Below are 23,402 nucleotides of genomic sequence, written 5' to 3' on the forward strand. Positions count from 1 at the left end.
AATGAGTCGGGAATGCGACAGCAAATTGCCGACGATCCGGGCGTAACGTCTTTTGGTCTGCTGCCGCACCGCAGCTCAGCGAAACGGCCGCGGAGAACCGGCGCACCTGCCCTCACCGGGTCAAACAGCCCAGCTCACCATTTCGTCCCATTTCAGGGGATCAGTCGGCTGTCCCCCTTGTGAGTGATGTGTGCCAAGATCGCGATAAATGTTCTTAGGCTTCGCCGCGTGACTTCGCAGGAGCCAAAGAACTCGCACCACGTCGACCCAGCCGGTCCGACCGAGGTGATCGCCGTCCCGGCGCCCGCACCGGTGTTCGTGGACTCCACCGGACGACGGAGCCGATTCCTCCGGCGCCTCGCGTTGGCCTTCGGTGTCGTCCTCCTCGGGTACGGCGCTCTGATCGGCGTCAGCCTGGCCGGCGGTCCGGTGAGCATGAGCGCCGTGCTGCCGCTGCCGGGCCTGGAGGACGACCGGGACGAGAAGAAACCCCAGCCCGTACCCAAGACCACACCCACTCCCGACCCGGCGCCGAGCACCACCCCGGCCCGCCGGATCATCGAGTCGGCGGACCGCGGCGAATCCGTGCCGCGCCGGCCGGTCACCACCACGGCCACACCGAAGGCGGCCGCCAAGCCGTCCCGGTCGCCCAGCCCGAAACCGTCCCCGTCGGTGTCGTCCACCCCGGTGGTCACCAAGCCGCTCGAGTCCGGCACCGTGAGCCAGCCGCCCAAACCCAATCCCGGGACCAGCACCACCACCACCACCACCACCCCACCGCCGGCCCCCGTCCCGCCCGCGGTGGAGACCACCCGGGGCGGCACGGGCGCCGGCCTGCCGGTCGCCCCGGTCCCGCCGCCCGTGGTGGAGGAGAAGCCCGCGGGCAGCGGCGGCGCCGGCGGAGGCGGGCCGGCGCCGGAGAGCACCACCCGGCCCGGGCCGGTGGTCACCGGCCCGCCGGCCCGGCCGGTCGTCACGGACGATCCGGCCGACAGCGCCACACCGCCCACCCGGGCGGCGCCGTGACCGCCGCCCCCACGGCCACGCCCGGCCGCCGGGCCCGCGGCCGCAGCCGGCGCCGCATGCTGCCCCGCCCACGCGTGCTCCTCGGTTCGCTGCTGGCCCTCTCGTTCGTCGCGGTGCTGGTCGTGCAGGCCTACATCAACGCCGAGTTCACCAGCGACCACGTGCGGACCGAGGTCGGCGACCAGGCCGGGGTCCCGGCCCACATCCTCAAGGGCGGGCCGATCATCAACACCACCGGCGGCCAGGAGAGCACCATCCGGCTGCCGGCCAGGACCATCGCGCTGACCTTCGACGACGGCCCGGATCCCGCGTGGACGCCGAAGGTGCTCGACGTGCTGCGCAAGCACGACGCTCGGGGCACGTTCTTCGTGGTCGGGTCGCAGGTGGCCCGCAACCCGGAGTCGGCACGGCAGATCGTCGACGGCGGCAACGAGCTGGGCCTGCACACCTTCACGCACCCGAACATGCAGCGGCTGGCGCCGTGGCGGCGGCAGCTGGAGCTGTCCCAGACGCAGATGGCGATCGCGAAGGCGACCGGCGTACGCACCAACCTGGCCCGGTTCCCCTACTCGTCGAGGAACGCGGCGATCGACGAGGCGAACTGGAGGCTGATCAAGGAGGCCGGGGCGCTCGGTTACCTGGTCGTCGTCAACGACACCGACAGCGAGGACTGGAAGCGCCCCGGCATCGACAAGATCATCCAGGGCGCCACCCCGCCCGGCGGCCAGTCCGCGGTCATGCTGTTCCACGACGCCGGCGGCGACCGCTCGCAGACCGTCGCGGCGCTCGACGAGTTCATCCCGCTGATGAAGGCTCGGGGCTACCGGTTCACCACGATCACCGAGGGCCTCAACCTGAGCATCGCCGAGCAGGCCGCGCGGGCAGGCACCGACCGGCTGGAGAACACCGAGGCGCTCACGCCGCTGCCGCTCAACCCGGCGGCGCCGGCGCACGACGAGTGGCGGGGCCTCGCGCTGATCTGGACCGTGGACCTGGCCGACGGCATGGTCACCGTGATCGCCGGGCTGTTCCTGGTGGTGGGGACGCTGACCGTCGGGCGTACCCTCATGCTCCTCCTGCTCGCCACCCGGCACGCCCGGCAGCGCCGCAAGCCCGGCTGGAGCTGGGGTCCGCCGGTCACCGAGCCGGTGTCGGTGATCGTGCCCGCCTACAACGAGAAGGAGGGCATCGAGGCCGCCGTCCGGTCGCTGGCCTGCGGTGACCACACCGAGATCGAGGTGGTGGTGGTCGACGACGGTTCCACCGACGGCACCGCCGACATCGTCGACCGGATGCGGATGCCGAACGTGCGGGTCGTCCGGGTGCCCAACGGCGGCAAGCCGAACGCCCTCAACACCGGGGTGGCGATGGCCCGGCACGACCTGATCGTGATGGTCGACGGCGACACCATCTTCGAGCCCGAGGCGCTGCGGCTGCTGGTCCAGCCGTTCGCCGACCCCACGGTCGGCGCGGTCGCCGGCAACGTCAAGGTCGGCAACCGGGAGACCACCGTCGCGCTCTGGCAGCACATCGAGTACGTGATCGGTTTCAACCTGGACCGCCGCCTCTACGAGGTGATGAACTGCATGCCGACCGTCCCCGGCGCGATCGGCGCGTTCCGGCGCAAGGCGCTGGCCCAGGTCGGCGGGGTCAGCGACGAGACCCTCGCCGAGGACACCGACGTCACGATGGCGATGTGCCGGGCCGGGTGGCGGGTCGTCTACGAGGAGAACGCGCGCGCCTGGACCGAGGCCCCGGCCACCCTGGAGCAGCTGTACCGACAGCGGTACCGGTGGAGCTACGGGACCATGCAGGCGATGTGGAAGCACCGGAAGTCGCTGTTCGACTCCGGGCCGTCCGGCCGGTTCGGGCGGGTCGGGCTGCCGTTCCTGGCCCTGTTCGGGGTGGCGCTGCCGATGCTCGCCCCGGTCGTCGACATCATGCTCGTCTACGGCCTGGTCTTCTGGGAGCTGAGCGAGACGGTCGCGGCCTGGCTCGGCATGCTGGCGCTGCAACTGTTCACCGCGGCGGTGGCGTTCCGGCTGGACCGGGAGTCGTACAAGCCGTTGCTACGGCTGCCGCTGCAACAGTTCGCCTACCGGCAGTTGATGTACCTGGTGCTGCTGCAGTCGGCGACCACCGCCCTGACCGGCGGGCGGCTGCGCTGGCACAAACTCAACCGGGCCGGCCTGACACCCCGGACCCCGTCACCGGAACCGCCCGGGCCCGTCGTGGCCCCGATCGTGGACACCTGGCCGCCGTCACTGGACGACCGGCCCCCGACGCCGCGGGGCATCGGCCGGGCCGTCGCACCGCCGGTGGTGCCCACCCAGGCGGCCCCCCAGGACCTCCACGAGAGGTTGTGAGACTGACCCGCCCTCGATCGAACTGCAGCCGATCGAGGGCGGGTTTCGGCGTTTCGGCGCCGGCCTCCTAGGCGACGGCCAGGTCGCGGATCAGCTCGGCCGGGGACAGCTCGGCGTACGGGAACACCACGTGCAGCGAGGTCCCGTCGCCGGGACGGTCGGAGAGCGCCACCGTGGCGTGGTGCGCGTCCAGGATCCGCTTGGCCACGGCCAGTCCGCGGTCCGGGCCGGGCATGTCGGCCGGATTGGCGATGGCGCCGTAGTACAGATGCGGGAACAGGTCGGGCCGCATCCCGTCCGGCAGGTCCATGTCGTCGAGCCGTACCGTCGGCCCGGACTCCATCTCCGTGCCGACCCGCACCCGGCCACCCTCCGGGGTGTATTTCACCGCGGCGAAGAGCAGGTGCGTCAGCACCTGTTCGAGGCGCACCGGGTCGGCGATGATCGGCAGCGACGGGCCGCCGGCCTGGTTCAGGATCCAGATGTGCTTGCTGGCCGCGATCGGCCGGACCGCCTCCACCGCCCGCTGGGTGACCCGGGTCAGGTCGCACTGCCGCATGTGCAGGCTGTCCCCGCCCAGCCCGGCCTCGGCCATCGTGGTCAGGTGGTCGATCAGCTCCCGGAAACCGCGCACGTGGGCCGCGGTGGCCCGGGCGACCAGGTCGGCCATCTCCATGTCGTGGTAACCGGTGTCGCCGAGCCGGTCCAGGTACGACGACATGAGCCGCAACGACGACCGCAGCTCCCCGCCGACCAGCCCGGCCAGGTCGTCCTTGCGGCGTTCCAGCTCCTGCAGCCGGGCCGTGGTGTTGGCCAGCGCGAAGGCGTACCGCCGCAACTCCAGCTGGGCGGTGACCTGGCGGGCCAGCGCGCGCAGCGCCTGCTGCTGCTCCACGTCGAGCCGCCGGGGCACGGTGTCCATCACGCAGAGGGTGCCGAGCGCGAACCCGTCGGTGGTCATCAGCGGGGCGCCGGCGTAGAAACGGATGCCGTTCTCCGCGGTCACCGACGGATTGTCGGCGAACCGGCCGTCCTCCCGGGCGTCCGGCACCACCAGCAGGTCGCGGCCGAGGATGGCGTGGGCGCAGAACGAGATGTCCCGTGCGGTCTCCGCCACCTCCGACCCGGTGCGGGCCTTGGCCCACTGACGGTCCGCGTCGACCAGGTTGACCAGGGCCACCGGCGTTTCGCAGACCCCGGCGGCCAGCGCGACGATGTCGTCGAAGTCCTTCTCCGGTGGACTGTCCAGGATGTCGAGCGAGTACAGCGCGGCCAGCCGCTCGATCTCGTTGTCGGGCAGTGGAGCTTTCATGGGGCGTCACCTCCGAGACTCGCTCAAGAGGTACCAGGTAAAAGTAGCAATTCTCGCATTTCCCCCAGATTCGGCAGCCGGGGAAGGGCACCTGACAAGCCGTTATGCTTCCCGGCCATGAGCACCGAGCAGTTCGCTTGCGGCACGTGCGGCGCCACCCACGACGGCCCGCCGCTCAGCTTCGCAGCCCCGGCCCCGGACTACTGGCAGCCGAGCATGGCGAACCGGGAGGACTGCCTCCTCGACGCCGACCTGTGCGTGATCGGCGGCGAGCAGTTCTTCATCCGCGGCATGATCGAACTGCCGGTGTGGGACACCGGGGACGTCTTCACGTACAGCATGTGGGTGTCCCTGAGCCGGGCCAACTTCACCCGCGCCGTCGACGTCTGGGAACAGCCCGGCCGGGAATCCGAGCCGCCGTACTTCGGATGGCTCTCCAACGTCATCGCCGGCTACGAGCCGTCCACCCTGAACCTGCGGACCAACGTGCACACCCGCCCGGTCGGCCGGCTCCCCTACATCGAACTGGAGCCGACCGGCCATCCCCTCGCGGTCGAGCAACTGGCCGGCGTCACCCGGGCGCGGGTGGCGGAGATCGCCTCCTTCCACCTGCACCACTAGGCGCCTACCACTCGCCCTCGTCGTCCTCCTCCTCGTACCAGCTTCCGTCATCGACGTCGGGCACGCCGGACCCTCCCTCGACCGGAATCCAGCCCTGGCCCTCGCCGACGCCGTCGGTCTCGCCCTCACCCTCGCCGTCGGTCTCACCCTCGCCGTCGGTCTCGCCGCCGGTACCGCTGACTCCCGGGCCGCTGCCCTTACCGGTCCCGGACAGCGCCTCCTTGGCCGCGTCCCGCAGTCGTTCCTCGAGATAGTCGGAGGCCCACTCGCCGGCGTTGTCCCGAACCCGCTGCGCCGCCACCGAGCCGTCCTCCCAGGCGTCGTCAGCGGTCTGCAGGGCACTGTCCTTGACCTTCTGCGAGCCGTCGTGGACGTACCTCGCGGCATCTTCCACCGGTGCCGCCGCAGCGGCAGCCGCCGCCTGGGCCGCCGCAGCGGCAGCCGCCGCCGCCGGCCCGGACATCGGAGATCCCCCGCCCCCGCTCTCCCCGGCGATCGTGTCCCGGGCGTTCTTCAACTCCCGGGAGATGTCCCCGCCGGCCTTCTTGACGGCGTTCACCACATCCCCGGTCCCGGGCAGGCCGCAACACTCCGCCACCGTCGGCTCCGCGACCGGCGCCGCAACCGCCGGTCCGGCACCGATCATCGCCCCCGTCACCAGGCCGATCCCCAGTCCCAGCGTGCGCGTCATTCTCCAGTTCATCGCTCCCCCTCGACTTCCGCTCCTACCGAAAGCCGACCACTTCCCCACCCACGACGAGCCGGAATTCCACCCCGGCAAGCCGATCATCGACACCACCCGGCCGGACAGCCGGACCACTTCACCGACCGTCCGAGAATGCGCGATTCAACCCCGCGAAGCCCATTTCCGGGGTACGCGGCCGGCCGCCCCCAACCGCACCCGACCGTCCTCACAGCCCGACGCCGCGTGGCCCGCCCCTTCTCTCGGACCGGCCCCGCGGCACCCGGCCGCAAGCCCGCCCGTTCCGAACACGGCCGACAGCGCCCCCGAACCGGCCGTCGGCACCGGTGCGGGATGCCCGTGACGCCGAAGCCGAGCCCACGCAGGCGACCACCGTGAAGCCGGGTTTCCGGGGGCCTGGTCCGCGAAGCAGGCATCGAAAAAGGCGACCCACGTCCGCAATTCCCGCGGACACAGATCGCCTTAGCCTTTTGGTGGAGCTGAGGGGATTTGAACCCCTGACCCCCTCGATGCGAACGAGGTGCGCTACCAGTCTGCGCCACAGCCCCTTGGTACGGATGAAAGGCTAACAGGTCTTCCCGGCGGTCCGCGAACCACCCCCACCCATGATCGCCTGAGGCGTGCGGGAGGGCAGCGGCCCGGATGGCGGCCCTGGCCGCCGTGTGTACCGCCTGCGCCGCTCGGCGGACAGGCACGGGACGGCATTGGTTCCGCGGGCGGTGTGGCCCGTACCGGAGAAGGGTTTCAGGAAGCGTGGTGGTGACGCCCACCGGCCTCGTAGGGGCGACCGCGCAGACCGCCTCGCCGGCGGTAGGAGACGGAGCCGCCGTTGGCGGCGACCGGAAGGTCGGAGGGTTCCCGGTCGAGGCCCATGGCGGCGCGGCGGACGGCTTCGCGCTGGGCGGCGAGGCGGCGCTGGGCTTCGCGGCGGGCGGCGGCGCGGCGAGCCTGTTCACGGCGGACCTCGGCTTGGCGGGCGGCGAGCCAGGCGGCCTCGCGGGCCTGGACGCGACGGCGACGGCGGTCGGCGATGGCGTGGTTGCGCAGGTGTACGAGGTACAGCCCGAGCAGGCTGCCGGTGACCGCGAAGCTGATCCAGAAGCCGGGCCCGACCGCGACGACGCCGATCAGCTCGATCGCGTTGAGCAGCACGAGGGCGGCGAAGACGCGGCGGCGGCGGACGACGGCGGGGGTGCCGCGGCGTTCCGGGACGCGGCGGGACGGGCGTCTGCCGGTGACGAGCCGGAGACGCCGTTCCGGGGGTGCGGGATCACCCGTTGGTGCGGGGACCGTAACCGTGACCTTGCGAGCGGGGTTGATCGGTCGGCGTCCGGGCACGGTGCGGCGACGGCGCTGGCGCTGGAGCACCCGAGCCGTCGACGACGCCCGCTCCGCGGCGAGGCGCTCGGTGGCGTCGTACCGGCGTACCAGCGCCGGGGCGAGGGCGAGCAACCCGGCCGCGGCGAGGACGGCGAGGAGCACCGAGGTCGGCACCCTCACCCCTCCGATCCGCCACGGAAAAAGACACGACGAAGGCGAGGTTACGGGCGGTAGCGGTGATATCTCGCGCGCCGCGCCGGTAGCGTTCTGACCTACAAGATCAATTCGTCTTGCGTACGCGTCTCCAGCGCGCCAGCAGGCCACCCTCAGCGGCGATCTCTTCGCTGGTCATCGCGTAACCGAGGTGGTCGCGCCAACCTCCGTCGATGTGCATGTAGCGCTGGTGGTACGCCTCCTCGCGGAATCCCAGTTTCTCCACGACGCGACGGCTCGGACCGTTCTCCGGCCGGATGTTGACCTCGATACGGTGCAATCCGCCCGGGCCGAACGCGTGGTCGACCGCGAGCGCCAGCGCTGTCGGGATCACTCCGCGCCCGGCCACCCGGTGATCCACCCAGTAGCCCGCGTACGCCGACGCGAACGCCCGCCGCACGATGTTGCCCAGGTTGACGTGGCCGACCAGCCGTTCCTGCCCGTCCTCGACCAGGCAGACGGCGAACGGCATGCTGTCGCCGGATCGGGCGGCCCGTTTCATGTCGCGGTAGACGTAGCCGTACGCGCGTGGCGAGTTCATCTCCGCCCACGGCCCGGGCGGCGCCGACTCCCATGGGGCCAGCCAGGCCTGGTTCGCGATCCGTACCTCGGACCAGGCCCGCGCGTCACCCCGCTTGTACGGCCGTAACAGCACAGCCCCGTCCGCCAGCACAGCGGGCCAGCCGGGCGTGGCAGCCCCCAGCATTCATCTCCTCCGGTCGAGCAGCAGCACGTCGACGGTCGAGCCCGCGGCCGCTGTGGTGACTCGTTCGCCGAGCACCAGCAGGCCGTTCGCCTCAGCCAAACCGGAGAGAGTGTACGGCCCCCCGGCGAGTGGCTGCACCGTGTAACCGCCACCCCGCCGTTCCGCGACGTGCGCGGGCCGGAACTCGCGCAGACCGCCGGGCGACGACACCGTCTCCAGCAGGTGCGCCTTGACCCCGGGCCGGAACACCGGTTCGGCGCCGGCGAGCACCTGGATCACCGGCCGGGCCAGCACCTCGAACCCGATCAGCGCGGCGCCCGGTTCCCCCGGCAGGCAGACGACCGGAACCTCCTCGCCGCCGACGGTACCGAAGCCGAGGGCGGTGCCGGGGCAGAGCGCGACGTCGGTGAACTCGACGGTCCCACGGCCGGGGCCGGGCCGGGACAGCACTCGGCGCAGCATGTCGCCGGGGCCGGTCCCGGTGCCGCCGGTCGTGATGATCAGGTCGGCCCGCAGTGTCTGGTCCTCCAGCAGGCCGCGCAGTCCTTCCGGGTCGTCGTCGCAGATGCCGATCCGGTACGCCATCGCACCGGCCTCCACCGCGGCCGCCGTCAGGGCGTGCGAGTTGGCGTCGACGACCTGGCCCGGCTGGCTGGGCCGGCCGACGTCGACGAGTTCGTCGCCGGTGGCCACGACGACCACCCGCGGGCTGGGCCGGACCATCACGTGCCCGATGCCGGCGGCGGCGAAGACGGCCACCATCGGTGGTGTGACATAGGAGCCGGCCGGGGCGAGCAGCTGCCCGACGGCGAGCTCCTCACCGGCCCGGCGCACCCCCGAACCGCGTTTCGGTGCGTGCGCGATCTCCACGGCGGCCATGCCCTGGTCGGTCCAGTGCACCGGGACGACCACGTCGGCGCCGATCGGGAGAGGCGCCCCGGCCGCCACCGAGAAGCAGGTGCCCGGGGTGATCCGGACCGGGCGCCAGTGTGCGGCGCCCATGTCGCCGACCACGTTCAGCCGGACGCTCCGTGCGCCGGGCTCGAACTGCCCGAACGACGGGTGCGACCCGATGCGCCCGGCGCCGGCCAGGTCTTCCCATCGGGCCGCGTACCCGTCGATCGCGGCCTGGTCGAACGCCGGGAACGGATGCGGGGCGACCACGTCGGCCGCCAGCACGTTCCCATGCGCCTGGGTGAGATCGAGGTCGAGCGGAGGCAGCGCGCGGAGCCTGCGCAGCACGCTGCCCAGGTACTCGGCGAGAGGCATCAGCTCGTTGGCGGCCGCCTCACGATCGGCCGTCGCGGTCATCCCTTCCGGCCGCCGACGAATTCGGTGAGCCAGGCCAGGAACTCCTCACCGAGGTCGGGCCGCTTCACCGCGAGCTGGACGACGGCCTGCAGGTAGCCCAGCGGCATGCCGGTGTCGTACCGGTGGCCGCGGTAGACGATGCCGTGCACCGGGACACCGTCGGCGAGCATCGTCGCCATCGCGTCGGTCAGCTGGATCTCGCCGCCGGCGCCGGGCTTGGTGTCGGCGATGACGTCGAAGATCTTGCCGGGCAGCACGTACCGGCCGAGCACCGCCAGGTTGCTCGGAGCCTCCTCCGGCGACGGCTTCTCGACCAGGCCGGTGACCTCGACGACGTCCGGGTCGCCGGTCTCGCGCACCGAGGCGATGCCGTAGCGGGAGGTCTCGTGCGGGGCGACCTCCATGAAGGCGAGGACGATGCCGCCGGTCTTGGCCTGCAGGTCCAGCATGGCCGGGAGCAGGGGCTTGTCCTCCTCCACGAACTCGTCGCCGAGCAGCACCGCGAAGGGCTCGTCGCCGACGTGCGCGGCGGCGCGGCCGACGGCGTGACCGAGGCCGAGCGCCTCACCCTGCCGGACCGTGTAGATGTCGGCGAGCTCACTCGAGCGCTGCACCGCGGCGAGACGCTCGTGGTCGCCCTTCTTCTCCAGCCGGTCCTCCACGTCGGGCCGGCGGTCGAAGTGGTCCACCATCGCGGTCTTGCCACGGCCGGTGACCAGCAGGACGTCGGTGATGCCGGCGGCGGCCGCCTCCTCGACGATGTACTGCAGAACCGGCCGGTCCACGACCGGCAACAGCTCCTTGGGAACGGCCTTGGTAGCCGGCAGGAAGCGGGTGGCGAGTCCCGCTGCCGGGATCACCGCTTTGACGGCGCGCTTCGTCGTCATTCGTCACTTCACCTTCGCTGTTTCATGCCCGGACATGCGCCGAGACTAGCGGCCTCGGCCGTGTCTCGGCGGTTGCGGCCCACCGGTGACAGAGGGCGCGGCTTCCAGATGCCCCACCGGTAGGTCCGCAGAAACCCGTTCGGCCAGCCGGTAGGTGTCCCGGCCGGCGTTCTTCGCCACGTACAGCGCATCATCGGCGGCGTCCAGCACCTGCTGGGCGGTCGCCCCGTGCTCCGGGAACACCGCGATCCCGATCGAGACGCTGATCGAGATCCGGTCGGCGAGGTCCGGCCGGCGGGGATCGACAGGCACCGGCCAGTCCCGTACCGCGGCGCCCAGCCGCTCGGCGACTATCACCCCGCCGTACGCGTCCGTCTCCGGCAGCAGCACCACGAACTCCTCGCCGCCCTGGCGGAACGCCACGTCGACCTCGCGCAGCCCGATCCGGATCCGCCTGGCGAACTCGCCCAGCACCTGGTCACCAGCCGTATGCCCGTACGTGTCGTTCACCTCTTTGAAGTGGTCCAGGTCGAGGACGAGGACGGTCAGCATCCGGCCGAACCGGCTGGCCCGCTCCACCTCTCGGCGCAGCACCTCGCGCAGATAACGGTAGTTCCACAGACCGGTGAGCGGGTCGGTCAGCGACAGACGTTGCGCCTCCTCGTGCACCCGCACGTTGTGCACCGCCACCCCGGCCTGCCCGGCGAAGGTCCGCAACGTGCGCAGGTCGCTGTCCTCGAACGCCGGGCCGCCCAGCCTGTCGTAGAGGGCCAGCACCCCGAGCACACCCGGCTCCGGGTCGGCGTCCTCGTTCGGCGGGGCGCAGATCGGAACGGCGAGATACGACTCACATCCCGGTTCGTCGGGATCGGCGCCGGTCGCACCCCGCAGGGGTGATCCGGTCGCCGCGACCGTCCCCAGCACGCCGCGGCCCGGCTCCAGGCGCCGCTGCGACAACTCGGCGGCGGGCACATCCCAGTCACCGGTCAGACCGCTGCCGCAGCGGGCGGCCAGCCTGCCGTCCGCCGGGTCGGCGAGCACGATCAGCCCGGCCCGGGCGCCGGTGGCGGTCATCGCCGTCCGCAGGATCACCGGCAGGATCCGGTCCAGATCATGGGTGCTGGACAGGGTGTCGCCGAGGATTGCCAGATGCCGCCGCAGCTGGTCCCGGCTGGCGGTCAGCGCCTGCACGTAGGACTGCAGCTCCCGGGTCATCCGGTTGAAGGTGCCGGCCAGGCGGCCCAGCTCGTCCGGGCGCGGGATCGGCACACGGGTGTCCAGATCGCCGTTGGCCACCCGATCCGCGGCCCAGGCCAGGTCACCGAGCGGCCGGGTGGTGGAACGGGCCAGCCAGCGCGCGGCCAGTATCGCCACCGCGGCGGTCACCAGCACGATCAGGGGCAGCAGCACGTAACGCAGGGGGGACTCGCGGACCGGCACGCTGAGATGGAGATCGAGCGGCCGGCCGGGGGCGGCGGTCAGGTCCCGGTGGGCGGCTCCGGCGGCGGCCGGCGGGCCCGTGCCGAGCGCGACGCCGGCGCCGGCGGTCTCCCCCAGCCGGTCCAGCAACGCGGCGTCGATCTGCTGGGCGGCGGTCACGGTGACCTCGGCGGCGTACGCGGACGCGGCGATCGCCGTGGGCTTCTCCCCCGCCCGCCCTTCTTCCCCGACTCGTCCCGCCCCCGCTTGTTCGGCCGCCGCCTGTCCGGCCGCCGCCTGTCCAGTCTCTCCCGCGGGCGCCTGTCCCGCTGCCGGTGCCGGGTCTGCGCAGTCCTTCCAGCCGGGTGTTCCGGAGTCGCTGGAAACGCCGGAACGACTCATGATCGGCTGATCCGGATCAGTCACGGTGATCGCGGTAGCCAGTCCCCGGGCGACCAACTGATCGACGACGGGGGCCCGGCTATCGGCCGGAACGACGGCGACGGCGTCGGCCGCGGCCTGCAGTTGGCGGCAGATCGCGCCGACCGAGGCGCTCACCGTCGCCTCCGCGTGATCGAGACGCTCCGTGGTCCGCTCCCGGTTCACGGCTCCGACGGTCAGCGCGACGAAGATGGACCCCAGCAGGACCGGACCGAGCACGACCACCAGGAATGCGCTGGTCAGCCGGCCACGTAGTGTCACACATCCTCCCGGGAGTGGCCCTCTCTTCCAGCGATGCTGACATAGTGTGTGCCGTTTGCCGGTTTCCGTAAGGGGGTGTTGCATGTCGGATTTAACCGGTGACGCGGAAAAATCACGGCAAATTAAGATCGCGCTCCGCGCTCGCCTACTCACAGCCCGTAGATCACTTTCCGACAGTGCCCGGCTTGCAGCGGCCACCCAACTGCAAGATCAAACCCTTGCGCTGGTACGCCGTACGCGCCCCCGGACCATGGCCGCCTACGTCCCCGTCGGCTCCGAACCCGGCGGCCCCGACCTGCCGTTCCTGCTGGCCGCCGAACTCCCACCGGACGGCCGCCTCCTGCTGCCCGTCCTCCTGCCCGACAACGACCTGGACTGGGCCGTCTTCACCGGAACCCTGACCGCCGCCACCAGGGGCCTCCTCGAACCGACCGGCCCCCGCCTCGGCCCCGACGCCCTCCGCACCGCCGACCTGGCCCTCCTGCCGGCACTGGCCGTATCCCGCGACGGCACCCGCATGGGCCGCGGCGGCGGATCGTACGACCGGGCGCTCGCCCGTCTCCCCCTGCCCGCCGGCACCGACCCGACGGCCGCGACTCTTCTCTGCACCACACCCGATTCCAGCCCGCCGACCGGAACCCGCCCTCCCGCCCGCAGTGGTCCTGGTCCGCTGATCGTGGCCCTGCTCCATGACGGCGAGGACGTCGAGACCGTCCCCGCCGAACCTCACGACCGCCGCGTCCAGGCCGTGCTCACCCCGAGCGGCGGTTTCTCCTGGCGCCCTTTGAGCGACCCGCTGTGACGACAGCCACCGGCGGCTTCTCCCTCAGGCTGGGCGTCGAGTGGACGAATTGACCTCCGATGCCGCAACATTGGCACTCGGAGTTGGCGAGTGCCAGCAGCCGAATGATCCGGAGGAGCCGTGCCTACCTACCAGTACGCCTGCACCGAATGCGGTGAGCAGCTCGAAGTCGTGCAGTCGTTCTCCGACCCGGCACTCACCGAGTGCCCGAACTGCCAAGGCAAGCTCCGCAAGGTTTTCAACTCGGTCGGCATCGTCTTCAAGGGCTCGGGTTTCTACCGCAACGACTCCCGCGCCGGCAGCGTGAGCGCCGAGAAGTCCGCGACGAGCGAGCCGGCCAAGAAGGCGGACTCGACCTCTTCGTCGACGTCGACCACCTCGTCGTCTTCGTCGTCGTCTTCGTCTTCGTCGACCACCTCCTCGTCCTCGTCGTCCTCCAGCAGCGGAGCGAAGACCCCAGCGTCTTCCTGAGCCAACGCTGCGCTGACGCTTTCACGCACGCGCTCTCACACACGCGCCGCGCCGGATTCCCGGCCCGGCGCGTGTCTGTGTTTCCACGCGGACCGCTTCAGACCTCGCTGTCGGCCCGGAAAGAGAGCGCGCATCCAGCGGCTCCTTCCGCTACCGCCGAACCAGGACGAAGCCCTGCTACCGCTCGCCGCCTCCTGATTCCCGCGCAACAGGAGCAGGCAGGTCCCCCTCCAGCCCGCCTAGCAGGATCCGTTGAGCTCTGGCTGGATTCCCACACTCCCCGGCTGTCCACAAGGTCGGATCCAGCGCTCGCCGAGAGCGGCCTAACGTCGGCGCGTTCGCTTCCCGGCGACCCGAGCGACCGCCCTCTCCGGGTGGGACCGACTCGGCAAGTGATCCCTGGAGGTCAGATGCCTCGCGCCACCACGGCACCGTCCGACGAGCGCCTCGACCCGGTGCGCTGGCGGCGGCCGGGCCGCGGCACCCTGCTCCGCCTGGCTTCGGTGGCCGTGCTGTTGCTCACGGCAGCAGCCGTCCTATGGATCGAGCCGACCGGCTGCGCCCCACTTTCGGCCACACCACAGGTCGCCACGTCTGCCGTGAGCCCTTCGGCATCCGCGTCCGGCGTCGGCCGGCCCGCGGGTGCAATCCCACCGGGCAGCGTCGGGGTGCCGGTGCGGCTCGCCGATCCCACAGCACTGACCGTGGTGCGCCCCGGCAACCGCGTCGACCTGCTGCGCCTTGACAACGACCGGGACCGAAGCGTGCCGGTCGCGAGCGGCGCTCTGGTGCTGGAGGTGACCGGCGCCGACGATCCCGTCACCGGCGGCCTGTTGCTCGCCCTGCAACCCGACGAGGCGAGCCGAGCGATCTCTGGCTCAGGTCGCGGCTTCGCCATCGTGATCCGCCCGAGCTGACGTCTCACAGCCGCGAGCCGAACCTCCACGACCAGCTCGCCTCTGGCAACCTCGCCGAGCTGGACCTTCATGTCCGGCCCGAGCTGACCTCTCGCTACCCGACCTCTCGCTACCCGACCTCTCGCCACCCGGCCGAGCCGATCCCTAGCCACCCGACCTCTCGCCACCCGGCCGAGCCGACCTCTCACAACCCGGCCGAACCGAGCCCGCATGACCGGTCCGCGTTGCCTCCTCGCGACCCGCCCAGCGGAACCGGCATGCCCCCCCATTTGGACCTCGTCATCCGATAGGGCTGGGCTTGGATGACCTGACCCGGGCTGGGCAGAAGCGACCCAGCCGAACGGAGCCTGCGTGATCAAGACCTGGCTGGACCGAGCGATTCGGCAGAGTTGAGCGGGTGGACCGCCTGGGCTGAGTCACCGGCGGTCGGGAATGTCAATCCCAGTGCGGCGGACGGTCCTCCAGCAGGCGGTCGTCGTTGGAGTAGGCAGGCTCGCCCCAGCCACGCTCGGTGTCGTCGCGGGTCTGCTCGGGCAACACCGGCGCCTCTTCGGACTCGAAGTCCACCTCACGCTCGGCGTCGTTGTCCCGTTCAGGGTCATCCAGGATGTCCACGACTAAGAGGGTAAGCCGACAGCGGCGCAGCCGTCGTCCCCCTCCGGCTGTACCGTCGGTGAACGTGAGTTCCCCCACCGATCGTCCGGACGACGACGCCTACTGGCAGCGGCCCGATCCCGCCGCCGAGTCACTCGGCCGCCCCGAGCCCGCGCCGCCGGCTCCCGAGCCCGCCGGCTACCAGGGTCCGCCGCGCGCCACCCCGCCCCCGGCCGACTGGCGCCCGCCGACGATCGCGAACCCGCCGCCGCCGCGCCGGATGCCGGCCCAGGACGACATCGCGCTCGACGAGGCCGAGAGCTCAGCCCGCACCGTCACCTACGGCATCGGTCTGGTCGCCGGCGCGATCGCCCTCGTCGTCATGTGTCTGCTCTGCGCCCGCCTCGTCTTCTGACAGCCTGCCCCTTCACCTCGTCAGCAGCGCACCCCGTCACCGCATCAGGCCGTCATTAGGACAGCCCATCAACAGGACGGGCCGTCAGTAGAACAGGCCGTCAGCACAACGGACCGTCAGCACAACGGGCCGTCAGTAGGTGCCCCATACCGCTGTCGCGCCCGAGTCGCCGGTCTCGTAGAGGTAGTAGCCGCTGAAGGCGGCGAGCACCACGAGCACCAGGGCGATGCCGAGGTCGGCGTACCTCGGCAGGGCGCGCGGGTTCCGGGTGGTCAGGACGACCAGGATCAGGCTGATCACACCGAGTGCCAGGGTCAGCCAGAAGGTGATCGTCCCATTCTCCATGTGACCATCGAGAATGATCTTGCCGTTGGGGGAGACCCGCTCCTCGCTGAGCAGCCGGTCGTAGAACTCGGTCCCGGACAGCTTGGTGATCAGCGCGGCGATCGGCGCGGTGACGGCGAGCAGCGCCACAGCCCAACCGATCTTGGGCCGCCAGGACGCGACGAGGCCGTAGACGATCGCACCCAACCCCAGCAGGGGTACGAAGATGACTGCTGCGTGGAGCACGAGGACATGTACCGGCAAACCGTTTACCTGGTCTAACACCATTCCTCCTCGATCCGGGCAGAACGGACTCGATGATCCGGGCAGAGCGAACTCGATCCGGGAGAAACCCGGTCCGGGGTGACCGTCAGCCTAGGAGACTTCTGACGACGCAAACATCCCCCACGGCCCAAGTCGTGATCGAACCGCACCGTACCCCTGTCCTGTTCACCGTGGTCCGGGTGGCAGCCGTCCTGGTTGGTGAATCCCTTTCGGCGTGTTGTCATGGACGCATGTCGACCGGTGCGGAAACGCTGCGTGAACACGGGTTGCGGGTCACCCGTCCGCGGCTCGCCGTGCTGGATGTCCTCACCGGCGGCGGCCATCTGGAGGTCGACGAGATCGCCCAGCGGGTCCGGGAGCGCCTCGACTCCGTCTCGACCCAGGCGGTGTACGACGTGCTGGGCGCGCTGACCCGGGCCGGTCTGGCCCGGCGCATCGAGCCGGCCGGCAGTCCGGCTCGTTTCGAGGCCCGAGCCGGCGACAACCACCACCACATCGTGTGCCGTGGCTGCGGCGCGATCGCCGACGTCGACTGCGCGGTGGGCCGCCGCCCCTGCCTGACCCCGGCCGAGACCCACGGCTTCGAGCTGGACGAGGCCGAGATCACCTTCTGGGGCCTGTGCCCGCCCTGCCGCACCCGCCGCGACAACGACCGCGCTTCCTAGGCCCTGTGTGGTGGAGCGGGGTCCACCACACAGGGCCTAAATCCTCCACGGCTGATGCTGCCGGAAGGGCTGATGCTGCCGGAAGGTGCGGGTGGCGTGGCACGCTGGAAGGTATGACGGGAGACGTCGGGCTGTTCGGACCGGATTCGGTCACCTGGAAACTGCACCGCGAGCCCATCCTGATGCTCGGCGGTCTGCGATCGCTCTACCTGCAGGCGCTGCATCCCCGCGCCGTCGCCGGCGTGGCGCAGAACTCGGGCTATCAGGCCGACCCGTGGGGCCGGCTGCTCCGCACCTCGGATTACGTCGGCACGGTCATCTTCGGCAGCACCGCGGAGGTGGAGCAGGCGGCGAGCCGGCTGCGGCGGCTGCACGCCACGATGACGGCGGTCGACCCGCGGACCGGCGAGCGGTTCCGCATCGACGAGCCGGACCTGCTCCGCTGGGTGCACGTGGCCGAGGTGGAGTCGTTCCTGACCACGGCTGTCCGCGCCGGGGTGCGGCTGACCCCGGACGAGGTGGACGGTTACTACACCGAGCAGCTCCGGTCCGCCGAGCTGGTCGGCCTGGACCCGGCGACCGTGCCGTCCACCGCCGCCGAGGTCGCGGCCTACTACGCGGGGATCCGCCCGGAGCTGGGCCTGACCAGGGACAGCGCGGAGACGGCCCTCTTCCTGACCGTGCCGCCGGTCCCGGAGCACTGGGGTGCGCTGCCGCTCCGGCTCGGTCTCACCCTCGGCCCGACCCGCTGGGCCTACCTGGGGATCGCCGCGACGGCTGCGGGCCTGCTGCCCTCCTGGGCCCGCAAGATGTACGGCGGTCCCGGCTGGCCGACCACCGACCTGGCCGCCGACCTCTCCGTCCGCGGCCTCCGTGCCCTGATCGCGGGCATCCTCGCCGCGCTGCCGCAGCAGTACCGCATGTCCCCGCTCCACCGCGCCGCCCTGGAGCGCGCCGGCCTGGCCTGAGCCACCCGGCCCAGCCCGAAACCCGCCCTGAGTCACCCGGGCAAGCCCGAAATCCGCCCTGGGCAACGCCGAACCCACCCCGGCAAGGCCAAGCCCACCCGGGCAAGCCCGAAACCCGCCCTGGGCAACGCCGAACCCACCCGGGCAAGGCCGAACCCATCACAGGCACGGGCCGACGCGGAGGCCGGCACAGAAGGCTGCCGCGGGCGAAGGCCCGGGTCAGGCGCTCAGGTGCTCGACCGCCGTCCACGGGTCCTTCGCCGGAGCGGAGGAACCCGCCGGGCACACCTTGCGGAAGTCACACCACCCGCAGAGCGACCCCGGGTTGACCGGGAACTCCTCGTCCGGGTCGGCCCCCGCGGCGACCGCCTTCTCCGCCGCCATGATGTCGAGGGCTGTCTCCTCCGCCCGCCGCACCTGCCGGGCCAGGGACTCCTCGGTGTGCTCGTGCGCGACGACCGTGCCGGTCGGCAGGTGGTGCAGCTCGACGCGGCGGCACGGCCGGCGGAAGACCCGCTGGGCGGCGAACGCATACAGCGCGAGGGCCTGGGAACCGCGCGCGTCGTCGGCGGAGAGCCCGGACCGGCCGGTCTTGTAGTCGACGATCACACTCTCCGGCCCCTCGGGCCCGGTGCGCTCGTCGATCCGGTCGGCCCGCCCGTTCAGCGCGAGGACGCTGGTCTTGGCGGCGACCACCCGCTCGACGCCGAGCGGCTGCTCCTCCGGGTCGAGGCCGGCCAGATAGGTCTCCAGCCAGTCGAGGGCCCGGCGGTAGGTGGCCCGCTCCTGCTCGACGTCGCGATAGCCCTCCCGCACCCAGGTGGCTTTGAGGAGGGTGGGCGCCGCGCCCGGCTCGCGCCGCTCGGGCGGCAGCATGTACCAGTTCTTCATGGCGGTGTGCACGCTCGCGCCGAGCGAGTTGTGCGCCCAGGGCGGGCCCTTGGGCGGGGTGGGCCGGTCGACGTACGAATACCGATAGCGGCGGGGGCAGTCGGTGTAGGTCCCGAGCTTGCTCGGCGTGCAGACGAACAGCTTCTCGGGCATGCCGGTGAACCCGAGCTGCTCGGGAACCGCGGCCTTGCTGGTGGCACGTGATCGGGTGGGGGGCACAGACCCATGGTGCCAGCACCCCCCGACAGAAACCTCAGCCCTGCCCGGTGTAGAACTCCACGAAATCAAAGATCGCGTCGGCCATCAGCTGCACCGCGATGGCCGCCAGCAACAGGCCGGCGATCCGGGTGAGCACCTCGATGCCGGCCGGGCGCAGCAGCTTGACGATCACTCCGGAGAAGCGCAGCACGAGCCAGACGCACAACATCACGGCGAGGATCGCGGCGGCCAGTACGAGGTATTCGTCGACGCTCTCGGCCCGTTGCACGAAGAGCATGGTGGCGACGATGGCGCCCGGCCCGGCCAGCAGCGGCGTGCCGATCGGAACGAGAGCGACGTTGCTGGTCCCGGCCTGTTCCGCCGGTTCGTCGGTCTTGCCGGTGAGCAGCTGCAACGCGACCAGGATCAGCAGCAGGCCACCGGCCGCCTGCAGGGCCGGCAGTTGGACGTGCAGATAGTCGAGCAGGGTCTGCCCGGCCACGGCGAAGCCGACGATCACACCGAGGGCGAGCAGCACCGCCTGGGTGCCAGCTCGGTTACGGGCTTTCGCCGGCATGGACCCGGTGAGCGCGAGGAAGACCGGGACCATGCCGGGCGGGTCGACGATCACCAGCAGCGTCACGAAGAACTCACCGAACAGCTTGACGTTCACCCGAGCAGGTTAGGTGGCGTCACTCTCCGGCGCAGGCGGGTGCGGCGAGCGTCACCCGAGGACGGGTACTCCGGTCGCGGCGGCCACGATCTTCTCGTACGCCGAAGGGTCTGTCTTGAAGGCGCCCAACTGGACGGTCTTGTGCGTACCGTGGAAATCGGATGATCCGGTCACCACCAGCCCGAGGCGTTCCGCGAGCGCCCGAACCTGGGCCCGCTCCGCGGGCGTGTGATCCTCATGGTCGGCCTCCAGGCCGAAGAGTCCGGCCCGCGCGAGTTCGGCGATCAGCTCGTCGGGCACCACCCGGCCGCGCACCGTGGCTCGCGGATGGGCGAAGACCGCGACCCCACCGGCTTCCCGCACGGCCCGGACCGCATCGAAGACATCAAGATCCTGCTTGGGTACGAGGTAACGCGCGCCCAGCCACGTGGAGGCGAAAGCCTCGCTCGTCGTCTCGACCAGGCCGGCCCGGATCAGCGCCTGCGCGATGTGCGGCCGCCCCACCGAGCCACCGGCCGCGTACCCGCGCACCTCTTCCCAGGTGATCGGCACACCGTCGGCCCGCAACTTGGCCACGATCTTCTCGCCGCGCCGCTCCCGGTCCTCGCGCAGCCGGGTCAGCTCCGCCGCGAGCACCGGCTCGGCCGGGTCGAAGAGGTACGCCAGCAGGTGCAGCGGGATGGCCGGCTCGGCGCCGTGCCAACGGCAGGACAGCTCGGCGCCACGGACCAGCCGCAGACCCTCGGGACGGGCCGCCGCCGCCGCGTCCCAGCCGCCGGTGGTGTCGTGGTCGGTGATGGCCATGACGCCGAGCCCGGCAGCGGCGCCCGCCCGGACCAGCTCGGCCGGGGTCAGCGTGCCGTCGCTGGCGGTCGAGTGGCAGTGCAGGTCGATATCGGTCACCGCGTCAACGCTACCGTCAGGCGTCGTCGCCTTCCTCTTCCTTGCCGAGCCGCGCCTCGACCGCCTGCGGCTCGTACATCTCCTCGACCACGCGGAGGTAGAGCTCGTTGGGGTTGGGCAGGTGTTTGACCTCGCGGAGCGCCTGGTCCTGACCGGCCGACTCGAGGACGAACGTGCCGTAGCTGAGCATCCGGCCAAGGGCGGACTGCTCGTACTTCATATCGGTCACCCGGGCGAGCGGCATCATCGCGACCTTGCGGGTGACGATGCCGTTGACGACCATCACCCGCTTGTTGGTGAGGATGAACCGGTCGAAATACCAGTCGAAGACCTCCCACGCCACCCAGCCGATCACCGCGAGCCAGATCAGCACGGCGACGGTGACCAGGCCGTCGATCTCCTGGCGGGTCAGGAAGCCGGCGAGGTAGCCGAGCACGAGTGTGGCGCCGGCCCCGATGGCGAGGGGCCGGGACAGGTGGATCCAGTGCCGTTTCCACTCGCCGCGGTACCGCTCGGTGGGGAACAGGTAGCGGGCGACCAGTGTGGTCGGTTCGTCCTCGAGCGGCAGGAACCGGCGCGGGCCCCCGCCACGGTCGAGCCCTTCGAGCTCCTCCGCGGTGAAGGTGGGCGCCTGATACTCGTCCGTCTCGTCGAAGGAGTCGCCGGATGAGCGGCGGCGAGCGCGCGCGAACGCCGGATCGTCCTCATAGGCGTCAGCGTCCCGGTAATCAGGATCGTCGTCGAAGGCCGGGTCTCGGTACCCATAGCTCTCATCGTCGTCCCGAGGGCGACGAGCACCCTCACCTCGCGGGTCGCGCGGCTCACCAGGATCCATAAAGAGATGCTATGCGACGAGGTCGGTGAAGAAGGTGCCGAAGCCCCGCGCGATGTCCGCGATCGTGCCACCGAGTGACTCGAACACCGCCGCCGCCGAAGACGGGTTGAAGGCGATGAAGAAGATCAAGAATGCGATACCAAGCCAGGTGAGGACCTTCTTGACCATGGGGGCCTTCTCCTCCGGTGCGAGTTACGTTCTGCGCCGCAGCAGTACTGACGGTATCAGCTTCGTCGCTTCGTGTGAACAAAGTGGCCAGAAAGTCGATTGCCAAAACCGCAGGTCACACCTAGGAGTTAGGCGCGTCCGTGCAGGTAGGGCGACGGTGCTCCGAACAAGAGCTCGGGTGGCACGCCCTCGGAGAGGTCGTGCAGGACGACATGCTCCGCGAGAAGATAGCCCGCGCTCGCGGGCCACGCTACCGCATAGAGCCACATTCCCTTGGCCTCACTCACGTAGGCGCTCCGATCCTCGGGTGATTTGACACACCACAGTGGAGTGGGGTGCCCGGCCGCCCGGATCTTCGCATGTGGACCGGCGTGCGACCCCCGCTCGCCGAGCGCCTCGGAGAGCAGGTGGCCTGGGTCGATCCCGGGGATGCCGGCGAACCGCGTGCCCAGGCCGACACCGGGTTGCTCGGCGATCAGCACCAGGTCCGCCGGGCCGCCACCGAGCGGTTCCGGCCCGCTGCAGGCGAGGGCCGTGGCCCGAACCCCGAACCGGTCGTCACCCGACCACCCCACCCCGGTGACCATCCACCCGGACGGCAGCGGCCAGGGACACCAGAGCGGTATCCGTTCCGCGCTCGACGCCGACTCCCGCAGCACCGCTCCGACGATCTCCGCGCTGATGTGCTCGGCGACGTGGAACGGCGGAACGTCGCCACAGTTGTCACACCGCCAACTGCTGTGCATCAGGTCCGGTCTCCGGACCTGAGCCGCACACCTGGGGCAACTCACTGTGACACCCACACTCCATACCGTGCTGGTCCGGCGAGCCCCCGTCAAGCGGATCGGCAGAAGACAGGCCGATCCAGGTGAACAGGTCAGTCCGGCGGCGGACCGGCGTGCGAGCGGATCCAGGCGTGCATGGCGATCCCGCTGGCGACCCCGGCGTTGATCGACCGGGTGGAGCCGTACTGGGCGATCGAGAAGAGTTCGGCACACGCCTTGCGGGCCGGCTCGGACAGGCCGGGACCCTCCTGCCCGAAGAGCAGGACGCAGCGGCGCGGCAGGACGGTCGTCTCCATCGGACGCGAGCCGGGCAGGTTGTCGATACCGATGATCGGCAGGTCCGCCGCGGCCGCCCAGGCGACGAACTCCTCGATCGTCGGGTGGTGCCGGACGTGCTGGTACCGGTCGGTGACCATGGCGCCCCGACGATTCCACCGGCGCTGGCCGACGATGTGGACCTCGGCGGCCAGGAAGGCGTTGGCGTTGCGTACCACCGTGCCGATGTTGAAGTCGTGCTGCCAGTTCTCGATCGCGACGTGGAAGCCGTGCCGGCGGGTGTCCAGGTCGGCGACCACGGCCTCCCGGGTCCAGTACCGGTACCGGTCCACCACGTTGCGCCGGTCGCCGTGCGCCAGCAACTCGGGGTCCCAGTGGTCGCCGCCCGGCGGATCGCCCGCCCAGGGGCCCACGCCGACCTCGGTGGATTGGTCCTCGCCCGCCGTCATGGGGCGTTAGGCTACCCATCCGGCCCCGGACCGCGATCAGGTGATCAAGCGGGGGCGCGACGGACGGAAACTTCAGGAGACGCAATGAGCGGCGGGGCCCTCCCCGGCACCCGCCGCCCACGCTCTGTTGGGAAAGAGTTTGCCTTACCGTCCGTATCCATGTGAAGGACTTTCAGATGTGAGCCAGCTCACATTTA

Annotated in this window: 25 protein-coding genes, 1 tRNA gene and 1 pseudogene; 9 read left to right on the forward strand and 18 right to left on the reverse strand. The window is 71.0% G+C overall.

The window, feature by feature from the left end:
* Positions 1-228 precede the first annotated feature (228 nt).
* Both Aut01nite_RS11015 and Aut01nite_RS11020 read left to right on the forward strand, forming a co-directional pair.
* Complete coding sequence (locus Aut01nite_RS11015; RefSeq protein WP_043533323.1) at positions 229-1,026, forward strand: hypothetical protein; 798 nt, start codon at positions 229-231, stop codon at positions 1,024-1,026.
* Between the two features lie 56 nt (positions 1,027-1,082).
* The gene (locus tag Aut01nite_RS11020) at positions 1,083-3,392 is read left to right on the forward strand and encodes a bifunctional polysaccharide deacetylase/glycosyltransferase family 2 protein (protein ID WP_052164646.1); all 2,310 of its coding nucleotides are present in this window, start codon (positions 1,083-1,085) and stop codon (positions 3,390-3,392) included.
* Positions 3,393-3,459: 67 nt separating this feature from the next.
* On the opposite strand, the gene Aut01nite_RS11025 is transcribed toward Aut01nite_RS11020, so the two are convergent.
* Positions 3,460-4,704, reverse strand: coding sequence for a GAF domain-containing sensor histidine kinase (locus Aut01nite_RS11025; RefSeq protein ID WP_043533321.1), 1,245 nt, complete (start codon positions 4,702-4,704; stop codon positions 3,460-3,462).
* Between the two features lie 117 nt (positions 4,705-4,821).
* Between Aut01nite_RS11025 and Aut01nite_RS11030 the strand changes: the two genes are divergently transcribed.
* Positions 4,822-5,325: a DUF2199 domain-containing protein gene (locus Aut01nite_RS11030; RefSeq protein ID WP_043533319.1), complete on the forward strand. Its 504-nt coding sequence runs from the start codon at positions 4,822-4,824 to the stop codon at positions 5,323-5,325.
* Positions 5,326-5,329: 4 nt separating this feature from the next.
* On the opposite strand, the gene Aut01nite_RS11035 is transcribed toward Aut01nite_RS11030, so the two are convergent.
* From Aut01nite_RS11035 to Aut01nite_RS11065, 7 genes are all read right to left on the reverse strand, one after another.
* Positions 5,330-6,016 (reverse strand): hypothetical protein, encoded by a 687-nt coding sequence (locus Aut01nite_RS11035; RefSeq protein WP_043533317.1) that lies wholly within the window; start codon positions 6,014-6,016, stop codon positions 5,330-5,332.
* Between the two features lie 483 nt (positions 6,017-6,499).
* Positions 6,500-6,576: transfer RNA gene (locus Aut01nite_RS11040), tRNA-Ala, on the reverse strand.
* Between the two features lie 196 nt (positions 6,577-6,772).
* Positions 6,773-7,528: a divisome protein SepX/GlpR gene (sepX, locus tag Aut01nite_RS11045; protein WP_084000131.1), complete on the reverse strand. Its 756-nt coding sequence runs from the start codon at positions 7,526-7,528 to the stop codon at positions 6,773-6,775.
* Positions 7,529-7,628: 100 nt separating this feature from the next.
* Complete coding sequence (locus tag Aut01nite_RS11050) at positions 7,629-8,267, reverse strand: GNAT family N-acetyltransferase (protein WP_043533314.1); 639 nt, start codon at positions 8,265-8,267, stop codon at positions 7,629-7,631.
* Complete coding sequence (locus Aut01nite_RS11055; protein WP_204037507.1) at positions 8,268-9,578, reverse strand: molybdopterin molybdotransferase MoeA; 1,311 nt, start codon at positions 9,576-9,578, stop codon at positions 8,268-8,270.
* Positions 9,575-10,465 carry a UTP--glucose-1-phosphate uridylyltransferase gene (locus Aut01nite_RS11060; protein WP_043533313.1) on the reverse strand — a complete coding sequence of 297 codons (891 nt, stop codon included), beginning with the start codon at positions 10,463-10,465 and terminating at the stop codon, positions 9,575-9,577. The genes Aut01nite_RS11055 and Aut01nite_RS11060 overlap by 4 nt, the downstream gene beginning before the upstream one ends.
* A gap of 45 nt (positions 10,466-10,510) precedes the next feature.
* Entirely contained in the window at positions 10,511-12,586 is a 2,076-nt protein-coding gene (locus tag Aut01nite_RS11065; RefSeq protein ID WP_043533312.1) for a GGDEF domain-containing protein, read from the reverse strand.
* A gap of 82 nt (positions 12,587-12,668) precedes the next feature.
* Here Aut01nite_RS11065 and Aut01nite_RS11070 point away from each other — a divergent pair, with 82 nt between their 5' ends.
* Both Aut01nite_RS11070 and Aut01nite_RS44250 read left to right on the forward strand, forming a co-directional pair.
* The gene (locus Aut01nite_RS11070; protein ID WP_043533311.1) at positions 12,669-13,388 is read left to right on the forward strand and encodes a 5-formyltetrahydrofolate cyclo-ligase; all 720 of its coding nucleotides are present in this window, start codon (positions 12,669-12,671) and stop codon (positions 13,386-13,388) included.
* 120 nt (positions 13,389-13,508) lie between these two features.
* Positions 13,509-13,649 (forward strand): annotated as a pseudogene (locus Aut01nite_RS44250) (FmdB family zinc ribbon protein); the annotation flags it as partial.
* Between the two features lie 14 nt (positions 13,650-13,663).
* On the opposite strand, the gene Aut01nite_RS43370 reads toward Aut01nite_RS44250, so the two are convergent.
* Positions 13,664-13,888 carry a hypothetical protein gene (locus tag Aut01nite_RS43370; protein ID WP_236643213.1) on the reverse strand — a complete coding sequence of 75 codons (225 nt, stop codon included), beginning with the start codon at positions 13,886-13,888 and terminating at the stop codon, positions 13,664-13,666.
* A 474-nt stretch (positions 13,889-14,362) separates the two neighbouring features.
* On the opposite strand from Aut01nite_RS43370, the gene Aut01nite_RS11080 reads away from it, so the two are divergent.
* Positions 14,363-14,776 (forward strand): hypothetical protein, encoded by a 414-nt coding sequence (locus tag Aut01nite_RS11080; protein WP_236643195.1) that lies wholly within the window; start codon positions 14,363-14,365, stop codon positions 14,774-14,776.
* Positions 14,777-15,211: 435 nt separating this feature from the next.
* Here Aut01nite_RS11080 and Aut01nite_RS11085 read toward each other — a convergent pair whose 3' ends face one another.
* Positions 15,212-15,391, reverse strand: a complete 180-nt coding sequence (locus tag Aut01nite_RS11085; protein WP_043533308.1) for a hypothetical protein — start codon at positions 15,389-15,391, stop codon at positions 15,212-15,214.
* Between the two features lie 64 nt (positions 15,392-15,455).
* Between Aut01nite_RS11085 and Aut01nite_RS11090 the strand changes: the two genes are divergently transcribed.
* Positions 15,456-15,785 carry a translation initiation factor 2 gene (locus Aut01nite_RS11090; protein WP_236643194.1) on the forward strand — a complete coding sequence of 110 codons (330 nt, stop codon included), beginning with the start codon at positions 15,456-15,458 and terminating at the stop codon, positions 15,783-15,785.
* A 132-nt stretch (positions 15,786-15,917) separates the two neighbouring features.
* Here Aut01nite_RS11090 and Aut01nite_RS11095 read toward each other — a convergent pair whose 3' ends face one another.
* Entirely contained in the window at positions 15,918-16,355 is a 438-nt protein-coding gene (locus Aut01nite_RS11095) for a hypothetical protein (protein ID WP_236643193.1), read from the reverse strand.
* Between the two features lie 269 nt (positions 16,356-16,624).
* On the opposite strand from Aut01nite_RS11095, the gene Aut01nite_RS11100 reads away from it, so the two are divergent.
* Together Aut01nite_RS11100 and Aut01nite_RS11105 are read left to right on the forward strand one after the other, a co-directional pair.
* Positions 16,625-17,059 (forward strand): Fur family transcriptional regulator, encoded by a 435-nt coding sequence (locus Aut01nite_RS11100; protein ID WP_043533305.1) that lies wholly within the window; start codon positions 16,625-16,627, stop codon positions 17,057-17,059.
* 113 nt (positions 17,060-17,172) lie between these two features.
* Complete coding sequence (locus Aut01nite_RS11105; protein ID WP_043533304.1) at positions 17,173-18,027, forward strand: oxygenase MpaB family protein; 855 nt, start codon at positions 17,173-17,175, stop codon at positions 18,025-18,027.
* A 219-nt stretch (positions 18,028-18,246) separates the two neighbouring features.
* On the opposite strand, the gene Aut01nite_RS11110 is transcribed toward Aut01nite_RS11105, so the two are convergent.
* The 7 genes from Aut01nite_RS11110 to Aut01nite_RS11140 all read right to left on the reverse strand — a co-directional run bounded on the left by Aut01nite_RS11110 (position 18,247) and on the right by Aut01nite_RS11140 (position 23,205).
* Entirely contained in the window at positions 18,247-19,071 is an 825-nt protein-coding gene (locus tag Aut01nite_RS11110) for a RecB family exonuclease (protein ID WP_084000169.1), read from the reverse strand.
* 100 nt (positions 19,072-19,171) lie between these two features.
* Positions 19,172-19,789, reverse strand: coding sequence for a MarC family protein (locus tag Aut01nite_RS11115; protein WP_043533302.1), 618 nt, complete (start codon positions 19,787-19,789; stop codon positions 19,172-19,174).
* Positions 19,790-19,840: 51 nt separating this feature from the next.
* A complete protein-coding gene (locus Aut01nite_RS11120; protein WP_043533301.1) occupies positions 19,841-20,692 on the reverse strand; it encodes a PHP domain-containing protein in 852 nt (283 codons plus the stop codon).
* A gap of 16 nt (positions 20,693-20,708) precedes the next feature.
* Entirely contained in the window at positions 20,709-21,527 is an 819-nt protein-coding gene (locus Aut01nite_RS11125) for a PH domain-containing protein (RefSeq protein WP_043533300.1), read from the reverse strand.
* A 9-nt stretch (positions 21,528-21,536) separates the two neighbouring features.
* On the reverse strand, positions 21,537-21,695 hold the full coding sequence (locus Aut01nite_RS11130; RefSeq protein WP_173476757.1) for a hypothetical protein: 159 nt from the start codon (positions 21,693-21,695) through the stop codon (positions 21,537-21,539).
* Between the two features lie 128 nt (positions 21,696-21,823).
* On the reverse strand, positions 21,824-22,498 hold the full coding sequence (locus Aut01nite_RS11135) for a DUF6758 family protein (RefSeq protein WP_307837493.1): 675 nt from the start codon (positions 22,496-22,498) through the stop codon (positions 21,824-21,826).
* A 74-nt stretch (positions 22,499-22,572) separates the two neighbouring features.
* Positions 22,573-23,205, reverse strand: a complete 633-nt coding sequence (locus tag Aut01nite_RS11140; RefSeq protein ID WP_043533298.1) for a TrmH family RNA methyltransferase — start codon at positions 23,203-23,205, stop codon at positions 22,573-22,575.
* Positions 23,206-23,402: the final 197 nt, after the last annotated feature.

The sequence above is a fragment of the Actinoplanes utahensis genome (assembly GCF_016862455.1).
Lineage (GTDB): Bacteria > Actinomycetota > Actinomycetes > Mycobacteriales > Micromonosporaceae > Actinoplanes > Actinoplanes utahensis.